The 21,724-nt window shown below is 68.5% G+C and carries 21 protein-coding genes; 11 read left to right on the forward strand and 10 right to left on the reverse strand.

Translation table 11 applies throughout. The features are described from left to right. The first annotated feature begins 49 nt into the window (after positions 1 to 49). Positions 50 to 1,066 carry an adenosine kinase gene (locus tag AC3WRC_RS12060; RefSeq protein ID WP_492304011.1) on the forward strand — a complete coding sequence of 339 codons (1,017 nt, stop codon included), beginning with the start codon at positions 50 to 52 and terminating at the stop codon, positions 1,064 to 1,066. Here the strand turns inward: AC3WRC_RS12060 and queG are convergent. From queG to AC3WRC_RS12080, 4 genes are all read right to left on the reverse strand, one after another. Next, positions 1,063 to 2,172: a tRNA epoxyqueuosine(34) reductase QueG gene (gene queG, locus AC3WRC_RS12065; protein WP_492304012.1), complete on the reverse strand. Its 1,110-nt coding sequence runs from the start codon at positions 2,170 to 2,172 to the stop codon at positions 1,063 to 1,065. The two genes, AC3WRC_RS12060 and queG, sit on opposite strands and share 4 nt — an antisense overlap. 88 nt (positions 2,173 to 2,260) lie before the next feature. Next, the gene (locus AC3WRC_RS12070) at positions 2,261 to 2,848 is read right to left on the reverse strand and encodes a hypothetical protein (protein WP_492304013.1); all 588 of its coding nucleotides are present in this window, start codon (positions 2,846 to 2,848) and stop codon (positions 2,261 to 2,263) included. 177 nt (positions 2,849 to 3,025) lie between these two features. Beyond that, positions 3,026 to 3,712 carry an FtsZ-binding protein FzlA gene (gene fzlA / locus AC3WRC_RS12075; protein WP_055807760.1) on the reverse strand — a complete coding sequence of 229 codons (687 nt, stop codon included), beginning with the start codon at positions 3,710 to 3,712 and terminating at the stop codon, positions 3,026 to 3,028. Positions 3,713 to 3,773: 61 nt separating this feature from the next. Next, positions 3,774 to 4,766 carry a cation diffusion facilitator family transporter gene (locus AC3WRC_RS12080; RefSeq protein WP_492304014.1) on the reverse strand — a complete coding sequence of 331 codons (993 nt, stop codon included), beginning with the start codon at positions 4,764 to 4,766 and terminating at the stop codon, positions 3,774 to 3,776. Between the two features lie 138 nt (positions 4,767 to 4,904). Between AC3WRC_RS12080 and AC3WRC_RS12085 the strand changes: the two genes are divergently transcribed. The 9 genes from AC3WRC_RS12085 (at position 4,905) to accD (ending at position 11,985) form a co-directional block, all read left to right on the forward strand. After that, positions 4,905 to 5,705, forward strand: coding sequence for an undecaprenyl-diphosphate phosphatase (locus AC3WRC_RS12085; protein ID WP_055754691.1), 801 nt, complete (start codon positions 4,905 to 4,907; stop codon positions 5,703 to 5,705). Positions 5,706 to 5,709: 4 nt separating this feature from the next. Then, positions 5,710 to 6,609 (forward strand): class I SAM-dependent methyltransferase, encoded by a 900-nt coding sequence (locus AC3WRC_RS12090; protein ID WP_492304015.1) that lies wholly within the window; start codon positions 5,710 to 5,712, stop codon positions 6,607 to 6,609. Positions 6,610 to 6,641: 32 nt separating this feature from the next. Beyond that, positions 6,642 to 7,394: a pseudouridine synthase gene (locus tag AC3WRC_RS12095; protein ID WP_316409118.1), complete on the forward strand. Its 753-nt coding sequence runs from the start codon at positions 6,642 to 6,644 to the stop codon at positions 7,392 to 7,394. A gap of 40 nt (positions 7,395 to 7,434) precedes the next feature. Further along, positions 7,435 to 8,076: a phosphoribosylanthranilate isomerase gene (locus tag AC3WRC_RS12100; RefSeq protein ID WP_492304016.1), complete on the forward strand. Its 642-nt coding sequence runs from the start codon at positions 7,435 to 7,437 to the stop codon at positions 8,074 to 8,076. Positions 8,077 to 8,165: 89 nt separating this feature from the next. Beyond that, complete coding sequence (gene trpB / locus AC3WRC_RS12105) at positions 8,166 to 9,368, forward strand: tryptophan synthase subunit beta (protein ID WP_271043021.1); 1,203 nt, start codon at positions 8,166 to 8,168, stop codon at positions 9,366 to 9,368. Next, complete coding sequence (locus AC3WRC_RS12110; RefSeq protein WP_492304017.1) at positions 9,365 to 9,838, forward strand: hypothetical protein; 474 nt, start codon at positions 9,365 to 9,367, stop codon at positions 9,836 to 9,838. The genes trpB and AC3WRC_RS12110 overlap by 4 nt, the downstream gene beginning before the upstream one ends. Then, complete coding sequence (locus AC3WRC_RS12115) at positions 9,835 to 10,242, forward strand: hypothetical protein (RefSeq protein ID WP_184280128.1); 408 nt, start codon at positions 9,835 to 9,837, stop codon at positions 10,240 to 10,242. Before AC3WRC_RS12110 ends, AC3WRC_RS12115 begins: the two co-directional genes overlap by 4 nt. Next, positions 10,242 to 11,084 carry a tryptophan synthase subunit alpha gene (gene trpA / locus AC3WRC_RS12120; RefSeq protein WP_492304018.1) on the forward strand — a complete coding sequence of 281 codons (843 nt, stop codon included), beginning with the start codon at positions 10,242 to 10,244 and terminating at the stop codon, positions 11,082 to 11,084. The genes AC3WRC_RS12115 and trpA overlap by 1 nt, the downstream gene beginning before the upstream one ends. A 10-nt stretch (positions 11,085 to 11,094) precedes the next feature. Continuing rightward, the gene (gene accD, locus AC3WRC_RS12125) at positions 11,095 to 11,985 is read left to right on the forward strand and encodes an acetyl-CoA carboxylase, carboxyltransferase subunit beta (protein WP_492304019.1); all 891 of its coding nucleotides are present in this window, start codon (positions 11,095 to 11,097) and stop codon (positions 11,983 to 11,985) included. Here accD and AC3WRC_RS12130 read toward each other — a convergent pair. Next, on the reverse strand, positions 11,940 to 12,383 hold the full coding sequence (locus AC3WRC_RS12130) for a DoxX family protein (protein WP_492304020.1): 444 nt from the start codon (positions 12,381 to 12,383) through the stop codon (positions 11,940 to 11,942). The two genes, accD and AC3WRC_RS12130, sit on opposite strands and share 46 nt — an antisense overlap. 36 nt (positions 12,384 to 12,419) lie before the next feature. Between AC3WRC_RS12130 and AC3WRC_RS12135 the strand changes: the two genes are divergently transcribed. Beyond that, positions 12,420 to 13,706: a bifunctional folylpolyglutamate synthase/dihydrofolate synthase gene (locus tag AC3WRC_RS12135; RefSeq protein ID WP_492304021.1), complete on the forward strand. Its 1,287-nt coding sequence runs from the start codon at positions 12,420 to 12,422 to the stop codon at positions 13,704 to 13,706. 124 nt (positions 13,707 to 13,830) lie between these two features. On the opposite strand, the gene AC3WRC_RS12140 is transcribed toward AC3WRC_RS12135, so the two are convergent. From AC3WRC_RS12140 to murU, 5 genes are all read right to left on the reverse strand, one after another. Then, a complete protein-coding gene (locus AC3WRC_RS12140; RefSeq protein WP_066552684.1) occupies positions 13,831 to 14,016 on the reverse strand; it encodes a hypothetical protein in 186 nt (61 codons plus the stop codon). A 72-nt stretch (positions 14,017 to 14,088) separates the two neighbouring features. Beyond that, the gene (gene trxA, locus AC3WRC_RS12145; RefSeq protein WP_017506226.1) at positions 14,089 to 14,418 is read right to left on the reverse strand and encodes a thioredoxin; all 330 of its coding nucleotides are present in this window, start codon (positions 14,416 to 14,418) and stop codon (positions 14,089 to 14,091) included. A 116-nt stretch (positions 14,419 to 14,534) separates the two neighbouring features. Then, positions 14,535 to 17,957 (reverse strand): double-strand break repair helicase AddA, encoded by a 3,423-nt coding sequence (addA, locus tag AC3WRC_RS12150; RefSeq protein WP_492304022.1) that lies wholly within the window; start codon positions 17,955 to 17,957, stop codon positions 14,535 to 14,537. Beyond that, positions 17,954 to 21,022, reverse strand: a complete 3,069-nt coding sequence (gene addB, locus AC3WRC_RS12155; protein WP_492304023.1) for a double-strand break repair protein AddB — start codon at positions 21,020 to 21,022, stop codon at positions 17,954 to 17,956. The genes addA and addB overlap by 4 nt, the downstream gene beginning before the upstream one ends. Beyond that, positions 21,019 to 21,714: an N-acetylmuramate alpha-1-phosphate uridylyltransferase MurU gene (murU, locus tag AC3WRC_RS12160; RefSeq protein ID WP_492304046.1), complete on the reverse strand. Its 696-nt coding sequence runs from the start codon at positions 21,712 to 21,714 to the stop codon at positions 21,019 to 21,021. The genes addB and murU overlap by 4 nt, the downstream gene beginning before the upstream one ends. Positions 21,715 to 21,724: the final 10 nt, after the last annotated feature.

Genomic DNA, 21,724 nt, shown 5'->3' on the forward strand with positions numbered 1-21,724 from the left:
TTATATGATTTCGGATGACGTGCGGGCGTTGACCGGCTAAGGCGCGACCATGACCCAGAACACCGCCCAATATGACGTCTGCGCCGTCGGCAACGCCATCGTCGACGTCCTCAGCCCTTGCGACGCCGCCTTCCTGACGGCCCAGGACCTGGCCCCCAACTCGATGCAGCTGGTGGACGCCGAACGCAGCGCCGCCCTGTATGATGCCATGGCGCCCGGCGTCGAGGCCTCGGGCGGTTCGGCCGGCAACACCGTGGCGGGCGTCGGCTCGTTCGGCGGCCGCGCGGCCTATATCGGCAAGGTCGCCGACGATACGCTGGGACAGGTCTTCACCCACGACATCCGCGCCGCCGGCGTGCATTTCGACACGCCTGTCCTGACGGGCGGGGCGGATCAGGGCTTCGGCACCGGCCGCTGCCTGATCAATGTGCTGTCGGACGGCGCGCGGACTATGGCGACCTTCCTGGGCGCCGCAAACCAGCTGTATGCCGACGACATCGACGAGGCCCTGATCGGCGCCAGCGAGATCGTCTATCTGGAAGGCTATCTGTTCGATCCAGCGCCCGCCCGCGCCGCCTTCGAACGCGCCGCCGCCGCCGCGCACAAGGCTGGCCGCAAGGTGGCCATCACCCTGTCGGACACCTTCGTCGTCGCCCGCTGGCGCGCCGAACTTCTGGAGTTCATCACCCAGTCCGCCGACATCGTCCTGGCCAACGAGGCCGAACTGGGCGCCCTGTTCGAAACCGAAGACTTCGACGTCGCCGCCGCGAAGCTGGCCGCCATCGTCGAGATCGCCGCCGTCACGCGCGGAGAGCACGGCTCGGTGGTGATCAAGGGCGACGAGCGCGTCGTCGTCGCCGCCTATCCGGTCGCCAAGGTGATCGACACCACCGGCGCCGGCGACCAGTACGCCGGCGGCTTCCTGCTGGGCCTCGCGCGCGGCCTGACGCTGGAAGAGGCCGGCAAGCTGGGCTCGCTGGCGGCGTCGGAAGTCATCGCCCACTGGGGCCCCCGCCCGATGGTGAAGCTGGTCGATCTGGCCGCTGAGCACGGGCTGAAGCTCTAAGGTCGCCGCCATTCCGTCAGGACCATGGGGTCGGTTTCGGTCGTCGCCTTGGCCAGGGCCGCGAACGCTTCGGGCGGCGTCAGTTGTGACAACGCCCAGACAGCCGCGCTTCGCACCAGGGGCGAGCGGTCGGCCAGCAAAGCCTTCGTCGGGTCGATGAGGGTCGCGTCGCCCGAGTTGCCGACGGCGTAGAGGACGTTCCTGAGGAAGCGGTCGCGGCCGATCCGCTTGACCGGGCTCTTGGTGAACAGGGTGCGGAAGGCGGCGTCGTCCAGCGCCAGCAGGTCATGCAGGCGCGGGCTTTCAAAGGCTGGGCGGGGCGCCAGCCGGATCTCGCGGGCTTCCTGGGCGAACTTGTTCCAGGGACAGACGGCCAGACAGTCGTCGCAGCCATAGATGCGCGAGCCGGTCAGGGTGCGGAACTCGACAGGCCAGGGGTCGGCGAACTCGATGGTCAGGTAGGAGAGGCAACGCCGGGCGTCGAGCTGGAACGGGGCGGGGAAGGCGTTCGTCGGGCAGGCGTCCAGACAGGCGGTGCAACAGCCGCAGTGTTCGGTCTCGGCCGCGTCCGGTTCGATCTCGGCGGCGGTCAGTATGGTCCCCAGGAACAGCCAGTTGCCGTGGGTGCGGCTGAGCAGATTGGTGTGTTTGCCCTGCCAGCCCAGGCCGGCGCGCTGGGCCAGCGGTTTTTCCATCAGGGGGGCGGTGTCGACGAAGACCTTGATGTCGGCGCCGTTGCGGGCCGCGATCTGGCCGGCCAGCTGTTTCAGCCGGCCCTTGATGACCTCGTGATAGTCGTCGCCGCGCGCATAGACCGAGATGTATCCGGCCGAACGGTCGGCCAGCTCGTCCAGCGGGTTGTCGTCGGGGCCGTAGTTCATGCCCAGGACGATGGCGGTCTTCGCCTCGTCCCACATGGCGGTGGGGTGCTGGCGGCGATCCAGCGTCGTTTCCATCCATTCCATGTCGCCATGCCGGCCCTCGTCCACGAAACGCCGCAGCCGCTCGCCCGCCGGCCAGGCGTCGGCCGCCGAGGCGAAGCGGCAGACATCGAAGCCGAGCTCGGCCGCGCGCTGGCGGATGAAGGTTTTCAGGCGGTCTGACACGGGGCGGGGGATAGCACGGGGACGCTAGGGCGTCTTGAGGCGCGAAGTGGCCGAGGGTGACGTTCAATCCGAAGGCGACGTTCAGCGCCTATTTGCTCAGATGGTCAGCCGAGGGCTTAATGAAGGTGCGAAGTTTCGTGTCGATACCAGACGAAATTCGCCACAACTCAGCTTGATCGACTGTGCCGTGATGCGTCCAACTCGCTTCTACGAAGACGCCCTCGACAAGGAACGCTATTCTACAGATCCGGGAGGCAGCTCCAGCTTGGCACACAATGAGAGGCCACTGTCGGTCGGTTGTTAAGATTGGATCATCTTCCCCACCGCCGGCCTTCAGCCTAGAAAATGCATACCAATTGGGTGACTGAGGAATGCCGTTTGGATCCAGCATTTCATCGACTTCAGAAGCGATCAAAGGCCCAGCTTGGGGTGAAGAAACGCCTTCAGGTCGCTCTCCGAATGGAGGCGAAGTAAATCGCATACGCCCCATCATCAAAATTCGAAAACCCCGCACGCTGTCGCCGAGTGCGGGATCCTTCTGCTCACAGCCGTAGGTTAAGGCGGCCTCATCGAGATTGAGGTTGCAGAGTTCAATGACAGCGGTTTGATCACCCGCACTAAGTTCGAGAACATCTGCCGTTCTTGCAGCTTCAAAATTGAAGGAGCCGAAATCCATCTGAGCCGGACCTTCGCGACAAGAACCCAAAACACAGGCAAGTGCAGCGACGACGAGGAAAATCGGTCTCAAAACCATAGGCCTATCGTAGCATCAAAGATGTCTTCTGGCTTTCTGTCTGCAAGGCCAACATCCGCTTTCCGCCCTCAGCTGTGGTCAAAAACGTAAATTCGCCACCTAGAAATCCAGATCCGCGTACCAAGCCGACGGGGGCACGCCGACGAAGCGGTCGGCGAGCAGGGGGCGGAAGCAGGGGCGGGATTTGAGCTTGGAGTACCAGGTCTTCAGACCGGGCCAGGTCTTCCACTGGATCTCGCCGAAATAGTCCAGCACCGACAGGTGGGCGGCGGCGATCAGGTCGGCCTGGCTGAGGCGGCGGCCGGCCAGCCAGTCGCGGGCGGCGACCAGGTCCTCCAGCATGGCGAGGTGGGATTTCAGGGCGTCGCGGCCGTCGCGCAGGGCGCGCGCCTCGGGCGGGCCGAGCTTGAGCAGGGGTTTCTCCATCCGCTCGTGCAGCAGGACGGCGTCGACCTCGTCCATGAAGCGGCGCTCGAACCAGCCGGTCAGGCGGCGCGCCTCGGCCCGTTCGGCGAGATCGGCGGGCAGCAGCAGCGGCCCCTTCTGCTGATCCTCGATCCAGCCCAGGATGGCGGGCAGTTCGCACAGCACCAACGGACGGCCGCGATCCATCGTCTGGATCACCGGCGGCAGGCCGGACGGATTGAAGTCGTTGACCGGGCAATCGTCCTCCCACGGACGGACCGGGGTGTCGGTCCATTCGATCCGCGCCTCGCCCAGCGCCAGTCGCGCGGCGCGCGAGGCGGGCTGGAAGGCGAAGTGGAAGAGAACGCAAGGGTCGGCCATCTAAGGGTGATGCGCCCGGACCCGTTAATGCGCGTTTACTGCATTGAAATTGGGCGCAAGGTCAGGACCACGGCCCCTTGGGTGCGGGGCCGGTCGGGGCGGGGGCGGCTTGCGGCTCGGCGGGTGCGGCGGCCGGGATCGCGGGCTGCGGACGGGCGTGGCCGCGCGGGTCGGCGTGGATCAGGATGTCGGCGGCGGGATACTGACCCAGCACCCGTTTCTCGGCGGCGACGACGATGGCGTGGGCGGCGTCCAGGGTCTGATGCGCGTCCAGGTCGACATGCACCTGGATCATCATGACCTGACCGGACATGCGGGTGCGCAGTTGATGCGCGCCGAAGACCTGGGGGTCGGCCAGGACGGCCTTGATGATGGCGGCGCGGTCGGCCTCGGGCACGGCGCGGTCCAGCAGGTGATCAGCGGCGGCCTTCAACATGCCGGTCGCGCCCCAGAACAGCCAGACGGCGAAGACGATGCCCGCCGCCGCATCCAGCCCCGGCGCGCCCAGGAAGGCGCCTGAAATCACGCCGATCAGCACCACGACGTTGGCGGCGAGGTCCGCCGCATAGTGGGCGCGGTCGCCGGCGACGGCGACGGAGCCGGTCTTCTTCAGCGTCTGCGTCTGCATCCACACCAGCCAGGCCGTGATGACGATGGTGGCGACCACGATCCCGCTTGCCCACGCGCCGGCGGTTACGGGACGGGGGTCGAAGATGCGCTGCACCCCCTCCCAGGCGATGAACAGGGCCGAGGCGAAGACCAGCCCGGCCTGGACCAGGGCGGACAGGGCCTCGCCCTTGCCGTGGCCATAGCGGTGGTTTTCGTCGGCCGGGGCGGCGGCCCAGCGCACGGCGAAGAAGGTGGTCAGGGACGCCGCCAGATCCAGCACCGAATCCGCCAGGGTCGCCAGGATGGAGACCGAGCCTGAGGCGCCGAGCGCGAACGCCTTCATCGCGATCAGCACCACCGCGACCCCGACAGACAGGCGGGTGATGCGGCGCGTGGCCAGATGGGCGTCGTCAAGCGAGGCGGGGGCGGGGGCGGGCGTCGTCATTATCGGCTTCTTCTCGCGCAATCGTGGCTGAAAGCCAACCGCTGGCCCAAACGGGTCGTTCCGTCAGAAACGATCATGCTCTAGGGGGAAGGCATCCGGGCGCGGCGCGTTCCGGGCGCATTGGTTTTCGAGGGTCTCATGTCGGACTGGCTTGCCGCCATTATTCTGGGTCTGGTCGAGGGGCTGACCGAGTTCATTCCGGTCTCGTCCACCGGCCATATGCTGCTGCTGGGCCATTTCATGGGCTTCGAGAGCGCGGGCAAGACCTTCGAGATCGTGATCCAGCTGGGCGCATTGCTGGCCATCGTCAGCGTTTACTTCAAGAAGCTGTGGACCCTGGCGACGCGCTGGCCCTTCGACGCCGAGGCGCGCCGGTTCCTGATCGGGCTGCTGGTCGCCTTCGCGCCGGCTGTCGTGATCGGTTTCCTGGCCTATGACTTCATCAAGACGGTGCTGTTCGAGACGCCGCAGGTGGTGTGCATCGCCCTGATCGTCGGCGGGGTGATCCTGCTGCTGCTGGACCGGATGGACAAGAAGCCCAAATGGCTGGACGCCGAGGCCTATCCGATGCGGATCTATTTCCTGATCGGCCTGTTCCAATGCCTGGCCATGATTCCCGGCGTGTCGCGGTCCGGCGCCACCATCGCCGGCGGGCTGCTGCTGAAGACCGACAAGCGGTCGGCGGCTGAGTTCAGCTTCTTTCTGGCCCTGCCCACCATGGGGGCGGCGGTGGCCTATGACCTGCTGAAGAACCACAAGACGCTGGATTTCAGCGACATCGGCCTGATCGTCGTGGGTTTCGTCGTGGCCTTCATCTCGGCCCTGGCCGTGGTGCGGTTCCTGCTGGATTTCGTGTCCAAGCGCGGCTTCGGCGTCTTCGCCTGGTGGCGTATCGTGGTCGGGGTCGTGGGTCTGGTGCTGTTGCAGGCGGGGTTCTGAGACCATGACCACGCTTCTGTACGGCCGCCCGCCGGTCGTCTTCGATCCGCCCGGCGATGCGACCCAGACATCGCCCCTGATCCCGGACTCGGCGGCGCTGGAGGCGCAGGACCCCGGCTCGGCTGACAGCGTCATGATCTACGCCCCGCCCGGCGTGCTGGAGCGGCGCTACGTGCTGGCCCTGGTGCTGAAGGCGCTAAAGGTCGGCGGACGGCTGGATGTCATGGCGCCCAAGGACAAGGGCGGATCGCGCCTGGGCAAGGAGCTCAAAGGGCTTGGGCTCGAGGTCGCCGAGACCGCCAAGGCGCACCATCGCCGCTGCATCGTCATTCGACCCGAAACTGTCGAGGGGCTGGACGAGGCCATCGCCGCGGGTGGGCCGCAGATCGTGCCGGGGTTGGAGGCCTGGTCGCAGCCCGGCGTATTCGCCTGGGACCGGATCGATCCGGGTTCGGCGCTGCTGGCCGAACATCTGCCGGCGATGAAGGGCGAGGGCGTCGATCTGGGCTGCGGCTATGGCGCGCTGTCGATCGTGGTGCTGCGCTCGCCTGCCGTGACCAAGCTGAAGATGGTCGACCTGGACCGCCGCGCCATCCAGGCCGCACGACGCAATATCGAGGACGACCGCGCCAAGGTCTGGTGGTTGGACGCCCGCACCCTGGAGGCCAAGGGCGACAAGGATTTCGTGGTCAGCAATCCGCCCTTTCACGACGGCGGGGCCGAGGACCGGCGGCTGGGTCAGGCCTTTATCCGGAAGGCGGCGGAACTTCTGAAGAAGGGCGGCGTCGCCTGGGTCGTCGCCAACCGGCACCTGCCCTATGAGGCCGAGCTGAACGCGGCGTTCAAACGGGTGCGGCTGGTCGCCGAGGCGGGCGGCTACAAGCTGTTCGAGGCGGTGAAGTGACCGCGCTCAAGCAGTCCGAAGGGCGGTAGCGCATGAAGAAAACCCCGACGTCGAGGGTCGATCGTCTGCTGGGCTCGATGGGCTATGGATCACGCGCCGAAATGGCGCGGATGGCCAAGGCGGGCGGCATCGTGCTGGACGGGGCGGACCTGACGGACGTGTCCAAACGCATTGCGGTGACGCCGGACCTGCCCACGCGAATGGAGATCGACGGCGAGCCGCTGGACCCCGTGCAGGGGCTGGTGATCCTGCTGAACAAGCCGCTGGGCATGACCTGCTCACACAAGGAAGAGGGGGCGCTGGTCTATGACATCCTGCCGGGACGGTGGCGGGCGCGCGATCCCGCCATCTCGACCATCGGACGGCTGGACAAGCAGACGACGGGCCTGTTGCTGCTGACCGACGACGGCGATCTTCTGCACCGGGTGATCAGTCCCAAACGCCATGTGGCCAAGGTTTACCGGGCGGGTCTGGCGCGGCCTCTGACGGGCACGGAGGGCGCGCTGTTCGCCTCGGGCGAGCTGGTCCTGGAGGGCGAGGACAAACCGCTTGCGCCGGCGGTGCTGGAGGTGGTGTCGCCGACCGAGGCCCTGCTGACGGTGACGGAGGGGCGCTATCACCAGGTGCGCCGGATGTTCGCGGCCGCCGGCAACCACGTCGAGACCCTGCATCGCGAACGGCTGGGCGGACTGGTTCTGCCCGCCGATCTGGCGCCCGGTCAGTGGCGGCTGGCGACGGCGGATGAGGTCGCCTCGATCTTCACGACGCCCGAGAGCCTGGGTTGAAGCTCTTGACGCCTGCGGGATCGGACGCGCAGGTCGAGGGATGACCACCAAGATCAAGATCTGCGGACTGACCACACTGGACACGCTGGGCGTCGCACTGGAGGGCGGGGCGGACTTCGTGGGGGCGGTGGTGTTTCCCAAGAGCCCGCGCCATCTGGATCCCGAAGCCGCCACCGCCCTGTTCGAGCGGGCGCGGGGGCGGGCGAAGATCGTGGCGGTGACGGTCGATCCCGACGACGCCCTGCTGCAACAGATCGCCCGGACGCTGAGGCCCGACTTCATCCAGTTGCATGGGTCTGAGGCGCCGGGACGGGCCGAGCGCGTGCGGGCCTTGACCGGCGCTGGGGTGATCAAGGCCCTGCCCATCCGGCAGGCAGACGACTTCGCCGCCGCCGATGTCTGGAGTAATGAGGTCGATCATCTTATGTTCGACGCCAAGCCGCCGGAGGGGTCGGCGCTGCCCGGCGGGGTGGGACACAGCTTCGACTGGACCCTGCTGGCTGGTCGCGCCTTTCGCCATCCGTGGTTCCTGGCGGGCGGTCTGAACCCGGACAATGTGGCCGAGGCGCTGAGGATTACGGGCGCGCCCATGGTCGATGTGTCCTCTGGCGTCGAAAGCGCGCCGGGTGTTAAGGACGCCGACCGGATCGCGACCTTCATCCAAAACGCGCGCCGGTCGTAATTGCGACGCCTCTCCGCGTGAAAGTCGAAACCGTGAACGCCCAAACTCCCATCGTGGCCCCCATCCAAGCCGCCGATTCCGCCCAACCGCTGTCGAACGCCTACGCCTGGCCGGATGCGCAGGGTCGCTTCGGTCCGTATGGCGGTCAGTTTGTGGCCGAGACCTTGATGCCGCTGATCCACGAGCTGGACGCGGCCTATAAGGCGGCCAAGGCGGACCCCAGCTTCCAGGCCGAGCTGGACAGCTTTCTGACCCACTATGTCGGTCGCGAAAGCCCGCTGTATTTCGCCGAGCGCCTGACCGAACATTTCGGCGGCGCCAACATCTGGCTGAAGCGCGAGGACCTGAACCATACGGGCGCGCACAAGATCAACAACTGCATGGGCCAGATCCTGCTGGCCCGTCGCATGGGCAAGACCCGCATCATCGCCGAGACCGGCGCGGGTCAGCACGGTGTCGCCTCGGCGACCGTGTCGGCGCGCTTTGGCCTGCCCTGCACGGTCTATATGGGCGCGGTGGACGTGGAGCGGCAGCAGCCGAACGTGTTCCGCATGCGTCTGCTGGGGTCGGAAGTCTTCTCGGTTACGGCCGGCGCCGCGACCCTGAAGGACGCGATGAATGAGGCGATGCGCGACTGGGTCACCAACGTCTCGGACACCTATTACATCATCGGCACGGCGGCGGGTCCGCACCCCTATCCGGCCATGGTGCGCGATTTCCAGTCGGTGATCGGCAAGGAGATCAAGAGCCAGTCGATGGCCCGGATTGGCAAGCTGCCCGAAGCGGTGGTCGCCTGCATCGGCGGCGGCTCGAACGCCATCGGCGCCTTCCACCCCTTCATCGAGGACGAGGGCGTGCGCCTGATCGGCGTCGAGGCGGCCGGCCATGGGCTGGATACGCCGGATCACGCAGCCTCGCTGAAGGGCGGGCGGTCGGGCGTGCTGCACGGCAACCGGACGTACCTGCTGCAGGACGAAGACGGCAACATCGTCGAGGGGCACTCGATCTCGGCGGGTCTGGATTATCCGGGTATCGGCCCGGAACACGCCTGGCTGCACGACATCGGCCGGGCCGAATACCGCTCGGCGACAGACAATGAGGCGCTGGAAGCGTTTCAGCTGTGCTCGAAGCTGGAAGGTATCATTCCGGCGCTGGAGCCGGCCCACGCCCTGGCGCGGACGGGCGAAGTGGCGCGCGAAGTCGGCAAGGGCGGCGACGTCGTCCTGCTGATGTCGGGGCGCGGCGACAAGGACATCTTCCAGGTCGCCAAACATCTGGGAGTGAACCTGTGATCCGTACCCTTCTTGCGGCGACCGCCGTCCTGAGCCTGTCCGCCGCCGCTGCGCAGGCCCAGACGCCTACCCCGACGCCGGCCCCCGTCGCGCCGCAAGGCGGTCCGGCCGACGTCGGCCTGCTGCCCGGCGCGGAGCTGTCGCCCGATTGCGGAGGGCTGAACAATCTGACGGGGCGGGCCTATTGTGTGACCGCGCAGCTGGGCCAGATCGGCGCTCTGGCCGACGCCTATATTGCCGATCTCGAAACCAAGAACTGGCTGGCCGCCGGCGGCGACGACAACCGCGTCGTCTTCATCAAGCGCCGCGAGGCCGGCGGCTGCGACGGCATGCAGATGGTCGCCTTCTACGACACCACCAAGACCGCCGTCGCCGAACTGCCCGGCTATCTGGGCTTCGCCACCATTCCGGGCGACGTGTGCGCAGCTTCTGCGGCCGCGGCCCCAGCCGACGGAACCGTGCCGCAATGATCGCGCTAGCCATGGCTGCTTTTATATTCGCCGGGTCAGAAGTTCTGTTGCCTGGGCAGGCTGACCTGCCCTTGATGCGAGGTGCTCGTCTTGCGCCCGAATGCGCCGAGGTGTTGCCAGCGGATCGGGAAGGCCCTGCTCTGACCTGTATCGCTGTGCCCATGCGTCGTGCGAACGATATGGTGTTCGCCTATAGTCGACAGGCTCAACGACAAGGCTGGCAGGATGCGGGCGGGGCGGCGAGCGCGCTTTTCCTGACCCGCCCGGCTACGCCCGAACGGTGTGCGCAGCGGCTGACACTAATAGCCTTCTGGGATCCCGCTCGCGCCGATCCTCCAGCGCCCAACGAAGACGTGTTCATCGGCATGGCCGTGGAGTCGCAAAACTGCAAGGAGGCGGGCTGATGACCACCGCCCGTATCGACGCGCGCTTCAAGGCGCTGAAGGCCGAGGGCCGTGCGGCCTTCATTCCCTATGTGATGGGCGGCGATCCGTCGCGCGAAGAGGCGTTGGCGATCCTGAACGGCCTGCCGGCGGCGGGCGCGGACATCATCGAACTGGGCTTTCCGTTCAGCGATCCGATGGCCGAGGGGCCGCCGATCCAGCGGGCGGCGATCCGGGGCATGGCGGCGGGTTTCGGCCTGCGCTCGACTATGGATCTGGCCAAGGAATTCCGTAAGGGCGACGACGCGACGCCCATCGTGCTGATGGGTTATCTGAACCCGATCGAGAGCCTGGGCTATGACGCCTTCGCCGCCTATGCCGCCGACTGCGGCATCGACGGGCTGATCGTCGTGGACTGCCCGCCGGAAGAGGCCGGGCCGCTGATCGAGGCGCTGGACAAGGTTTCGATCTCGCTGATCCGCCTGGCGACGCCGACCTCTGACGACGACCGGCTGAAGATCGTTGTCCAAGGCACTTCGGGCTTCGTCTATTATGTCGCCGTCGCGGGCGTGACGGGCGTCAAGGAAGCGAACGCGGATGTGGTGGCGCCGGCCGTAGAGCGGGTGCGCAAGGCCTCGGGCCTGCCGGTCGCGGTCGGCTTCGGGGTCAAGACGCCGGAACGGGCCGCCGAGATCGCGCGCGTCGCCGATGCGGTGGTCGTGGGCTCGGCCCTGGTGGACGAGGTGGCGGCGGCGCTGGAGGAGAACGAACCCGTCGCGGCGCGCGTTCTGGCCCGGGTGAAGGCGCTGGGCGATGCGGTTCGATCCGTCGCCGCTAGTGCTTCCGTGGCGGAAACCGTCTAAGAGCGCGCGGATGAACGACAAGACCAAGCCTCAGGAAAAGCGCGGCGGCTGGCTGAGCCGCTTTGCGCCCGGCGTCCGCAAGATCGTGTCGCGCCGCGACACCCCGGACAATCTCTGGGTCAAGGATCCCGACAGCGGCGAGATGCTGTATCGCTCGGATCTGGAGGCCGCCCTTTGGGTGACCCCGTCGGGTCGGCATATGCGCATCGATGCGCCGACGCGTCTGAAGGCCACCTTCGACGGCGGCGTCTTCCAGTCCATTGACACGCCGGACGTGCCGGAAGATCCGCTGAAATTCTCGGACGGCAAATCCTACAAGGATCGCCTGAACGCCGCGCGCAAGGCCGCGGGCCGCAAGGACACCATGGCCATCGGCTATGGTTCGGTCGGCGGTCAGAACGCGGTCGTGATCGTACAGGACTTCACCTTCATGGGCGGGTCGCTGGGCATGGCGGCGGGCGAAGCCTTCATCAAGGCGGCGCGCGAGGCGGTGAGCCGCAAGGTTCCGCTGGTCTGTTTCACCGCCGCCGGCGGCGCGCGGATGCAGGAGGGCGCCCTGTCGCTGATGCAGATGGCGCGCACCACCCTGGCGATCGAAGAGCTGAAGGACGCCAGACTGCCTTACGCCGTGGTCCTAACGGACCCGACGACGGGCGGGGTGACGGCCTCCTACGCCATGCTGGGCGATGTGCATCTGGCCGAGCCGGGGGCCCTGATCGGCTTCGCCGGACCGCGCGTGATCGAGGCGACCATCCGCGAGAAACTGCCGCCCGGCTTCCAGCGCGCCGAATACCTGCAGGAGAAGGGCATGGTGGACCGGGTCGTGACCCGCGCCGACCTGCCGTGCACCCTGGGTCAAATCCTGTCCATGCTGATGGACGGCGCCCGCGCCGCCGCCTGAGACCGTCTAAAGGGCCAGTCGATCGCGGTCGAGGCCCACAGGCACCACCAGACGATGACCGGCTGAAACAGCAGGCGCGGGCCGTGATAGGCCCAGCCTAACCCTGCGCCCGACGTCATAAAATTCACGGCATGCTGGATGTTGGCCGGGTAGACGCAGACGGCGTAGGCGGCCAGCGCCCAGCCGGCGGCGACCCGCAGGCGCGGGATCAGCAAACCCGCCGCGCCCAGCAGTTCGGCGATTCCCGTCAGGGCCACGACCAGGGCCGGCTGCGGAACCCACGCCGGCGTGATCCGCACGAAGGGGACGGGGACCATCAGATGCAGCACCCCTGCTCCCAGGAAGACGGCCGCGAGGACAATGCGCGCCGCGGTTCTGATCTGCGGCCTGGAAGTCATGTCGCGGTTCTCGAAATCAGGGGGTAAAGGAGGCGGATGGATCCCGTCTCCGAACGACTACGCGCGCGCCACCCCCAGCGGATCGACCTTTCGTTGGAAAGAATGCGCGTGCTGTGCGCGGCCCTTGGCGATCCGCAGCACAAGCTTCCGCCGGTGATCCATGTGGCGGGGACCAACGGCAAGGGGTCGACCGTGGCCTTGATCCGCGCCATCGCCGAGGCGGCGGGGCTGAAGGTGCACGCCTACACCTCGCCCCATCTGGTGCGGTTCAACGAGCGGATCCGCCTGGCGGGAACGCTGATCGACGACGACCATCTGAACGCGATCCTGGACCGGATCGAGGCGGTCATGGCCGAGACGGACAGCGAGGCCACGGTGTTCGAAAGCACCACCGCCGCCGCCTTCCTGGCCATGTCCGAGACGCCCGCCGACCTGGCCATCATCGAAGTGGGTCTGGGCGGGGTGCTGGACGCGACAAATGTGATCGATCGGCCGCTGCTCAGCGTCATCGCCCCGGTCGACTACGACCATGCGGAGTTCCTTGGCACGGATCTGGCCGCCATCGCCTCGGAAAAGGCGGGCGTGCTGAAGGCCGGAGCGCCTGCCGTGATCGCGCGCCAGAAGGAAGAGGCGATGGCCGCCATCGAACGGCGCGCCGCCGACGTCCATGCGCGGCTGACCGTGCTGGGAGTCGACTTCGACGCCTGGGCCGAGCGGGGCGGTCTGGCGTTCCAGACGGCCGAACTGTTCATGGACCTGCCGGCGCCGGCTCTGGCAGGCGCGCATCAGATCGACAATGCGGCCCTGGCCGTGGCGGCGGCGGTCGAACTGGACCTGCCCGAGGCTGCGATCGCCGAGGGGCTGAAGCGTGTGCGCTGGCCCGCTCGGCTGCAAAGGATTTCGGCGGGGCCATACGGCGCTGCGGCCAAGGCGGCGGAGGCGGAGCTGTGGCTGGACGGGGGGCATAATCCCCATGCGGCGCGGGCGCTGGCGGCGTTCCTGGCCGAGCGTCAGGCGCGGGCGCCGCGTCCCCTGGCCCTGATCTGCGGCATGTTGAACAACAAGGATGCGGGCGGCTTCTTCGCTGCGCTGAAGGAGAGCCAGGCCACCGTCTTCACCGTCGGCTTCGACGGGGCTGCAGCCGAGCCGACGGCCCTGGCGGCCGTGGCGCGCGGACATGGGCTGGCGGCGACGCCTGCAGGTTCGGTCGGCGAGGCGCTGGACTTGGCGCTACGCCTGGGCGCGGGCCGGGTCGCCATCTGCGGATCGCTGTATCTGGCCGGCGAGGTCCTGGGCGCCAGCGAGGAAACCTGGCCGGTCTAGAGCCTGATCGGTTGAGATGGAATCGCTTCGCGATTTCATCGATGCCGTGAATCAGGCTCCAGAGTCATGCTGGACCGAACTCTGGATTCGGATGGACTGCGTCCGACCAAACCCAGAGTTCGGTCTAGCGCGTCATCCAGGGCTTGGACTTGCCGGCGGCGATGCGGGCGGCCTGTTCGCGCTGGAATCGACCGCCGCGCGGCGGCTTGGCGCGCGCATCCAGCCGGGCGTTCTTCAGTCGCAGGGCCTTCTGGACCGGGGTCTCGCCGGGAATGTCGTCAGCCGGGTTCGGGGTGTCTTCGTCGCTCATGGCGCCATCCTAGCATGAAAAACGCCCGCCGGTCGGACCGGCGGGCGCTTGATCTGACAGGGCCGAAAAGGCTCAGGCCTTGACGCCGGCCTCGGCCAGCCATTCGACGATCTTGCCCTTGGGCATGGCGCCGACCTTCATCGAAGCCATCTGGCCGTCCTTGAACAGCATCAGGGTCGGAATGCCCTTCACGCCCAGCTTGGACGGGGTCATGGGGCTGTCGTCGATGTTGATCTTGGCCACGGTGACCTGACCGCCCAATTCGTCTGCGATCTGTTCCAGCGCCGGGCCGATCTGTTTGCAGGGGCCGCACCATTCGGCCCAGAAGTCGACCAGGACAGGAGTCGAGGATTTCAGGACGTCGGCGTCGAAGCTTTCGTCGGTGACTTTAACTGTCGCCATAAATGGCTCCTTGGGCGCTATCGCTCGGCGCGCGACGCCTCGCTGCATGAGCGCGTGTTGATGTTGGCCGGAGCGTCCGGTTTCGGTCGCAGATGTGGGAGCGAATCGCGGGCAATTCAACTGCCCGCGAGCGCCGCCGCCAGCAGGGTTTCCGGAATGGGCATCAGCTTGGGGCCGTCGGTCCAGACCAGGGCGGCCTCGACCGGGCGTTCGGGATAGAGGCGCTTCAGCACGGCGACATAGACGGCGGCCTGCAGCACATAGGTGGTATCGACCGCCTCGACGGCGTCTGGCGCAGGGCGGTTGGTCTTGTAATCGACGACCAGGACCTTCTCGGGCGTGACCACCAGCCGATCGATGCGGCCGTTGATGGCGACGCCGGGCGGCAGGTCGGGGGCGGACCCCGTCAGGGCGACCTCGGCGCGGGAGCCGGGACCGAAGACCGGGGCGAAGCGAGCGTCGTTCAGAACAGAGAAGGCGGCGGCGATCATCTCGGCGCGCTGGGCCTCGTCCAGATCGGTCTCGCGCGCCAGAAGGCGCCGGGCGGCGTCGGGGCGGTCGGAGGGCGCGATCTCGGGCAGGCGTTCCAGCAGCCGGTGGATCAGGTCGCCGCGCCGGAACCGGCCCAGCGACACAACGCCCGCCTCGGTCTTGGCCAGGGGCGAGGGGGCGGGAATGCGGATCGAACCTTCCATCCGCGATGGCGCGGCGAAGCGGGCGGCAGCGTCGGCCGGGGGCGGCGAGGCGGCCCAGGCGGGCAGGATGGCGGCGGACCGCACTTCATCGGCGGCGACCGGGCGACGCTCGGGATCGACGCCATAGCGACGCACGCCTTTGTCGATCTCGCGCACCTGATCGCCCAAGCGGTCGAAGGTTTCCGAGAGGATCGACCACCAGCTGCCGGCCTCGGCGCCCCGGCTGGAGGCGCGGCCCATGACGATGACGCGGTCCCGCGCGCGGGTCAGGGCGACATAGAGCAGGCGCAGGGTTTCGTCGTCGGTGCGGGCCTGGCGCGCGGCGCGGGCGTCGGCCGAGGCCGGGCAGTCGTCCTTCGCCGAGCCGGGCGCCATCAGCCAGGCCTCGCCTTCGCCCTCCGGCGTGACCGCGGGCATCAGGGACGGACCTTGCGCCTTCGCCTTCATGGTGGTGTCGGACAGGATGACAATGGGCGCCTCCAGACCCTTGGCGCCGTGGACGGTCATGACGCGGACCTCGCCGCGCGCGCCCTCCAGTTCGCGCTTCACCTCGACGTCGGCGGCCTCCAACTGGGCCAGGCAGGTCTCCAGATCGATCGCGCCCCGGTTCTCGGCCGCCAGCACCTGATTCAGGGTCTCGTCGATGGCTTCTTCCGCCTCGCGCCCCAGCCGGGCCAGGATGCGGGCGCGGCCGGACTGTCCCGTGTCGTCCACCCGGTTCAGGGCCTGGGAAAAGAAGGCGAAGGGGTCGCCACCGCGTGCATTTATGGTGGACTGCAACGCATCGCGGGCGCGGGCCCATTCGGGGCGTTCGTGCGCCCGGTCGCGCAGGTCGCGCCACAGTTGGCCGGCCTTGCGGTTCTCGCGCCCGGCCAGCGCGTAGAGGCCGTCCTCGTCCACATCGCACAGCGGGCTGCGCAACACCTCGGCCAGGGACAGGTCGTCGTCGGGGAAGAGGGCGAAACGCGCCAGCGAGATCAGGTCGTCGAAGACGATATGGCTGGACAGTTTCAGCCGGTCGGCCCCGGCGACGGGTACGCCTTCGGTCTTCAGCGCCCGGATGATCTCCTCGAAGGTGGCGTCGCGACGTCGGACCAGGACGATGTAGTCGCCGTAGCCGGCCGGGCGCAGGTCGCGGGTGCTGCGATCGAAGACGGCGACGCCGCTTTCGACCTGGCGGCGGATCTCGCGGGCCAGGTCGCGGGCGAGGCGTTTCCTGGCGCTGCCGGCGCTTTCCTGATCGACCGGATCGTCCCAGGCGTCGGTTTCGGGCGCGGGCTCGTCGAGGAACAGGGGCCACAGGTCGATGGCGCCGTGCTGGCCGATGCGGGCCGGGATATGGCGGGCGATGTCGCCTTGCGGGCCGGTCAGGGCGCGGGTGCGGTCGGGATCGGCGAAGACGGCGTCGACGAAGGCCAGCACCTCTTCGGTCGAGCGATAGGAGGTGTTCAGCTCGGGCCCGGCGAAGGGTTCGCCGGCGCCCTCGGCCAGAGCCAGGAAGGCGCCGCGTTCCTGACGCAGCCGTTCGGGCCGGGCGCCCTGGAAGGAATAGATCGACTGTTTCTCGTCGCCGACGGCGAAGACGGTGCGGCCGGATTTTTCGCCGGAGTAGAACTCTCCGGTCAGGGCGCGGACGATGGCCCATTGTTCGGGGGCGGTGTCCTGGGCCTCGTCGATCAGGACGTGATCGACCCCGCCATCCAGCTTGTACAGCACCCAGGCGGCGGCCCCGCTCTCGGTCAGCAGGGCGGCGGCGCGCGCGACCAGGTCGGGAAAATCCAACGCACCGCGCTCGGCCTTGGCGGCTTCGTAGAAGGCGGCGTGCGCGCGGGCCAGGGTCAGGACCTTGACCGTATCGTCGGCGACCTTGGCCTTGCGCAGAGCCTCTCGCGTGGCGAGGAATTTGGTCTGAAGGTCCAGCAGCCAGCCGACCGCCCCCTGGGGCGCCGACTTCGTGCCCATGCTCTTTCGCGGTTCGCCCGCCTGGGTGCAGAAGACCCCGGCCAGGGCCGCGAACCCGGCATAGGGAGGGGCGGCGACGCTCATGGCGTCGGCGATCTTCTTGTCATTGGCCGAGCCGGTTTCCATGGCCTCGGCCATGCGGTTCCATTCGCCGGGATCGATGAAGGCGACGAAATCGCGCTCCAGGTCCTCCGGGTTGCGATCGCGCTCGGCGCCTGTCAGGGACCAGGGATCGGGCGCGGTCCCGGCCTCGGCGCGGTCCACATAGTCCAGCAGGTCGGCGCGCCTGGCCTCGATCATCGACAGCAGGGCCTGGAACCGCTGCCAGTCCAGTTCGACCGCGAAATGGCTGTAGGCCTGGCCGATAGGGCCGTCTGGGTCGGCGACGGCGGCGCGGGCCAGGTCTTCGCGCGCGGCATGGCTGAGGGCGGTCGCGGCCTGGTCTTCCAGCACAGTGAAGCGGGGCGAAACCCCAGCCTCCAGCGGGAACCGCCGCAGGAGTTTTTCGCAGAAGGCGTGGATGGTCTGGATCTTCAGGCCGCCCGGCGTCTCCAGCGCGCGGGCGAACAGCTTGCGCGCGCGGGAAAGCGCGGCGTGATCCAGCGCCTGCGGGTCGCCGTCGTCCAGCCGGGCCAGTTCGCGCGACAGTGCGGCGTCGTCCAGCACGGCCCAGCCGCCCAACTGGTCGAACAGCCGGGCCTGCATCTCGGCGGCGGCGGCCTTGGTGTAGGTGACGCATAGGATGGCGCCGGGATCGACCTGATCCAGCAGCAGCCGCGCCACCCGGTTGACCAGGGTGGTGGTCTTGCCCGAACCGGCGTTGGCGGTGACGAAGACGGTCAGGCGCGGGTCGGCGGCGACGATCTGAGGGGCGATGCTCATTCTTCGTCCCCATCGCCGATCACAGACCATTCCCAGACGCGGGCCAGATGATCATAGTTGCCGCCCTGGTTGCCCATGAACTGAGGCGCGGCCCAAGAGACGTAAGGCGTGTTCTCGTCGTCGAACCGGGCGACGCGGCGCTTCAGCCCGTCCAGCGCAGCCTGCGCTAAATCGGCGGCCTCAGAGCCCGAAGCGCGAGTGACGACTTCGCCCGCCGTCTTTCGCCCGACCACGCGGACATAGGTCAGTTCGTCGGGCGTGACCGGGCCGTTGGTGTCCTTGAACCCGCCGTCGGCCAGGATGGCGGCGGTCAGGGTCAGCTGAGGCGCGAAGCCGGACTTGACCTGTTTGGCGGACGGTGCCGCCCCGGTCTTGAAGTCCATGACCGCCGCCCCGTCGGATGCCAGCTCGATCCGGTCGGCGAAGGCCTTGACGGTGAAGGGACCGGCCGGGGCGTCGAAGGTCATCGTCCCCTGCTGCTCCACCAGGATATCGACGCCTCGCGCCCGACGCCGGCGCTCGAACTCGGTCAGCCAGCGGGCGCAGTTGCGGGCCAGCGGCGCCTCGCGGGCCATGGCGGCATCCTCGAACCCGCGCGCGCCCAGTTCGCGCAGCAGATGGTCGTGCAGGATGGCCTCGCAGTCGTCGGGCAGGTCGTTCGGCCAGTCCAGCGTCAGCCGCTCGATGGCGGCGTGGACGGCGTTGCCCCGCGCCAGCGCTTCGGCGGATGCGCCGGGCCGCTCCATCGCCTCCAGCCCTAGCACCCACAGGGCGTAGATGGCGTAAGGGTCGCGCACCCAGCGCTCGATGCGGGTGACATACAGGCTGCGCGGACGGCGATGCACCGGCGGGCGCGGGTCCGGCCGTTTGGCGAACCTGGGCGGGCCGGGCGGGGGCGCGTCCAGGGCGCCGGCCCAGTCCACCACGGTCGTGGGAAGCGGCAACGTCACGCCGGCCCCGCGCGTCAGCATCTCCAGCCGCCACAGCCAGCGCGAGCGGACGGCGGGCTGGCCGGCGCGCCGCTCGCTGTGGATCAGGATGACCTCGTCGGCGCAGGCGGCCTGGACGAAATCCTGCGCCGTCTGGCCCAGGCGACGTTCGGGCGGCGGCAGGCCCAGGGCCTTGCGCATCGGGCGCGACAGGAAGGGATCGGTCGGGGCCGCCTGGGGCCAGACGCCTTCCTCCAGCCCGGCCAGGATCATGCGGTCGGCGCGCACCAGCCGCGCCTCGATGGCGCCGAGAATGCGCAGCGACGGATGGGTCGCCCCGCCGGTCCGCACGACGTTTTCCTTCACCAGGGACGTGACCAATTCGGCCAGTTCGACTCGGCGGATGCGGCCGAGCGACGCCCCGCCCTCGATCAGGCCGGACAACAGGGCGGCGGCGGCCTCGCCGTCGGGGCCAGCCCAGGCGTTCTGGCCGGCCAGAGTTTCAATCAGCCGGGTCAGCGCCGAGGCGGCGAGATTGAGGTCGGCGCTGAGCTTTTGGCCCGCGTCGGGCGCGAAGACGGCGGTCGCGGCCTCGATGGCGGCCTGAAGTTGATCGACCAGGCGGGTCGCGGCCGACAGCCGGGCCTGTTTCCATTCCGGCGGCGCCTTGCCGCGCCGGTCGGGCTGGACCGCTTCCAGCAGACGGCGATGGATGGCGGCGAAGTCGCGCGGGCGGGGGCCGCGCAGGGCGTGTTCCTCCAGCGCGGCGACGGCGGCGGCCTGAGGAGCGTCGCCCAGATCGAACCGGACCAGCGGATGTTTGACGACGGCGAGCAGCAGATGGGGCTGGACCGGATCGGCGATCCAGCGCGCGCACAGATCGACCAGGACGCCGGCGGGCAGGCGCGACAGCGGGTCGCCGGCGGACGAATCGGGGATGACGCCCCAGCGTTCCAACCGGGCTGTGACGCGGCGACCCAGGGCCTGATCCGGCGTGACCAGGGCGCAGGTCTTGCCCGGCGTTTCCAACGTCTCACGCATCATCAGAGCGATGGCGGCGGCGGCCTCTTCCTCGGCGCGCACGCTCAGCAGCGACAGACCCCGCAGACCCTCGGCGATCGGGTCCCGCGCCTCGCTGCGCGCAGCGGCGGCCGAGCGGATGTCGCGGATCGCGCGCCGCCAGTCATCGGTGGCCTCGGCGGGGCGCAGGGCCTCGTTGACCAGCCGCTGGCGGGCCAGTCCGCGCGCCCCGGCGGCTGCGGAAACGGCAGGACGGAACCAGGGGCGGACACCCTCGCGAGCGATCTCGCAGCGGTCCAGCAGCCGCTTCATCGCGCTTTGCGGATGTTGTTCGTCCAACCGATCCCAGACGCCGGCGTCCAGATCCAGGTCGAGACCAGGCAGGACGACACAGCCCAGCGGCGCCCGCGCCACGGCCTTCAGCACGTCGCCGGCGGCGGGGACGGTGCCGGTCGAACCGGCGGCGATGACGGGCTGGCGCGGCGGCTCGCGGTCCCACAGCTCGGCGAGGCGGCGCAGCAGGGTCGCGCGACGCCAGGCCGGATCGACCAGACCCAGTTCGGCCAAACGCTTCGGCCAGGCCTCGACCGCCAGACCCAGAAACTCAGCTGACCGTTCCCAGTGTTCGGCCATTTCGCCGTCGACCAGGGTCGTGATCCGCTCGGGGTTCTGAATCTCTTCCAGTTGGCAGGAATCGAGGAAGCCGCCCAGCGCATCGGCCAGATCCAGCGCGCGCATCGGGCTCAAGGACGCATCGAACCGTTCGACGATCATCCGCGCCATCTCGAAACGGCGGGTCAGGGCGGGGATGGGGGGCGGCAGGTCCAGGCCCAGGGCGCCGGGTGTAAAGGGCGGCTCGTCCTCCTCCAGATCGCCCAGCGGCCGCACCTGGGGCAGCAGGATGGGGCGACCATGCGACAGCTTGGACAGGGCGCCGGTGAAGGCGCGCGCGGCCCGGCGGTTGGGCAACAGGATGGTGGCGTCCGACAGGGTTTCGGGCGGCAGATCGCCCAGCCAGGCCAGGACGCCGGCGGCCAGATCCTCAAGGAACGGCCGGTACGCGGGGATGGCGTACCAGCGCGGCGTGTCGCCCAGGAAGGGATCGAAGCCGCTCACGCGTCTCCCGCCAGCTTCGTCTCGGCTTCGTCCCGCGCCTGCAGGTCGCCGACGTGCATCCAGGCGCCGTCCAGAACGCAGCCGAACAGACGTCCCTCGGCGGCGGACTTGCGCCAAAGGGGGCTGAGGGAGAAGGGGCCGTCGGGGCCGTGATCGGTATAGCCGGGGCGGGTGATGTGGACGCCCATATAGGCGAACGGCGCGGACGGGGCCTCGCCACGGAAGGTCAGCGTCCCGTCGTCGGCCAGGAAGAAATCGCCGTCGCCCTCAAAGCCGATGGAGCCTTCGCGGCGGGCCAGCAGCAGGGCGGCGTCCATCGTCTCGGGGTTCCATAGGCGGATCAGATCGGCGAGCGCATCGCCGCGATCGATCCAGACGCTGTCGATATTGGCGACGAACACGGGATCGTCGCCTAGCAGGGCGTGGGCCTTCTTCAGCCCGCCGCCAGTCTCCAGCAGTTCGGCGCGTTCGTCGGAAATGACGATCTGCGGCCCGCGTCCGCGCGCCGCCAGATGCGCTTCCAGTCGATCGGCGAACCAGTGGACATTGACCACGGCCTTTTCGACGCCGGCGTCCGCCAGACGGTCCAGCACATGGTCGATCAGAGCGCGGCCCTGGACGCCGACCAAGGCCTTGGGTCGGTCGTCGGTCAGGGGACGCATGCGCGTGCCCAGGCCGGCGGCCAGCACCATTGCGGTCTTG

The sequence above is a fragment of the Brevundimonas sp. EU05-FHT14B07 genome (assembly GCF_058790795.1).

What these genes read in the sequence shown, in the direction of transcription:
- AC3WRC_RS12070 (WP_492304013.1), bottom strand. Translation starts at nt 2,848, where the DNA reads ATGGATTTCGGCTCCTTCAATTTTGAAGCTGCAAGAACGGCAGATGTT.
- AC3WRC_RS12085 (WP_055754691.1), top strand. Translation starts at nt 4,905, where the DNA reads ATGTCGGACTGGCTTGCCGCCATTATTCTGGGTCTGGTCGAGGGGCTG.
- trxA (WP_017506226.1), bottom strand. Translation starts at nt 14,418, where the DNA reads ATGGCGACAGTTAAAGTCACCGACGAAAGCTTCGACGCCGACGTCCTG.
- AC3WRC_RS12060 (WP_492304011.1), top strand. Translation starts at nt 50, where the DNA reads ATGACCCAGAACACCGCCCAATATGACGTCTGCGCCGTCGGCAACGCC.
- accD (WP_492304019.1), top strand. Translation starts at nt 11,095, where the DNA reads ATGAACGACAAGACCAAGCCTCAGGAAAAGCGCGGCGGCTGGCTGAGC.
- trpA (WP_492304018.1), top strand. Translation starts at nt 10,242, where the DNA reads ATGACCACCGCCCGTATCGACGCGCGCTTCAAGGCGCTGAAGGCCGAG.
- addA (WP_492304022.1), bottom strand. Translation starts at nt 17,957, where the DNA reads ATGAGCATCGCCCCTCAGATCGTCGCCGCCGACCCGCGCCTGACCGTC.
- AC3WRC_RS12090 (WP_492304015.1), top strand. Translation starts at nt 5,710, where the DNA reads ATGACCACGCTTCTGTACGGCCGCCCGCCGGTCGTCTTCGATCCGCCC.
- AC3WRC_RS12115 (WP_184280128.1), top strand. Translation starts at nt 9,835, where the DNA reads ATGATCGCGCTAGCCATGGCTGCTTTTATATTCGCCGGGTCAGAAGTT.
- AC3WRC_RS12135 (WP_492304021.1), top strand. Translation starts at nt 12,420, where the DNA reads ATGGATCCCGTCTCCGAACGACTACGCGCGCGCCACCCCCAGCGGATC.
- AC3WRC_RS12100 (WP_492304016.1), top strand. Translation starts at nt 7,435, where the DNA reads ATGACCACCAAGATCAAGATCTGCGGACTGACCACACTGGACACGCTG.
- murU (WP_492304046.1), bottom strand. Translation starts at nt 21,714, where the DNA reads ATGGTGCTGGCCGCCGGCCTGGGCACGCGCATGCGTCCCCTGACCGAC.
- fzlA (WP_055807760.1), bottom strand. Translation starts at nt 3,712, where the DNA reads ATGGCCGACCCTTGCGTTCTCTTCCACTTCGCCTTCCAGCCCGCCTCG.
- AC3WRC_RS12140 (WP_066552684.1), bottom strand. Translation starts at nt 14,016, where the DNA reads ATGAGCGACGAAGACACCCCGAACCCGGCTGACGACATTCCCGGCGAG.
- AC3WRC_RS12130 (WP_492304020.1), bottom strand. Translation starts at nt 12,383, where the DNA reads ATGACTTCCAGGCCGCAGATCAGAACCGCGGCGCGCATTGTCCTCGCG.
- AC3WRC_RS12080 (WP_492304014.1), bottom strand. Translation starts at nt 4,766, where the DNA reads ATGACGACGCCCGCCCCCGCCCCCGCCTCGCTTGACGACGCCCATCTG.
- AC3WRC_RS12095 (WP_316409118.1), top strand. Translation starts at nt 6,642, where the DNA reads ATGAAGAAAACCCCGACGTCGAGGGTCGATCGTCTGCTGGGCTCGATG.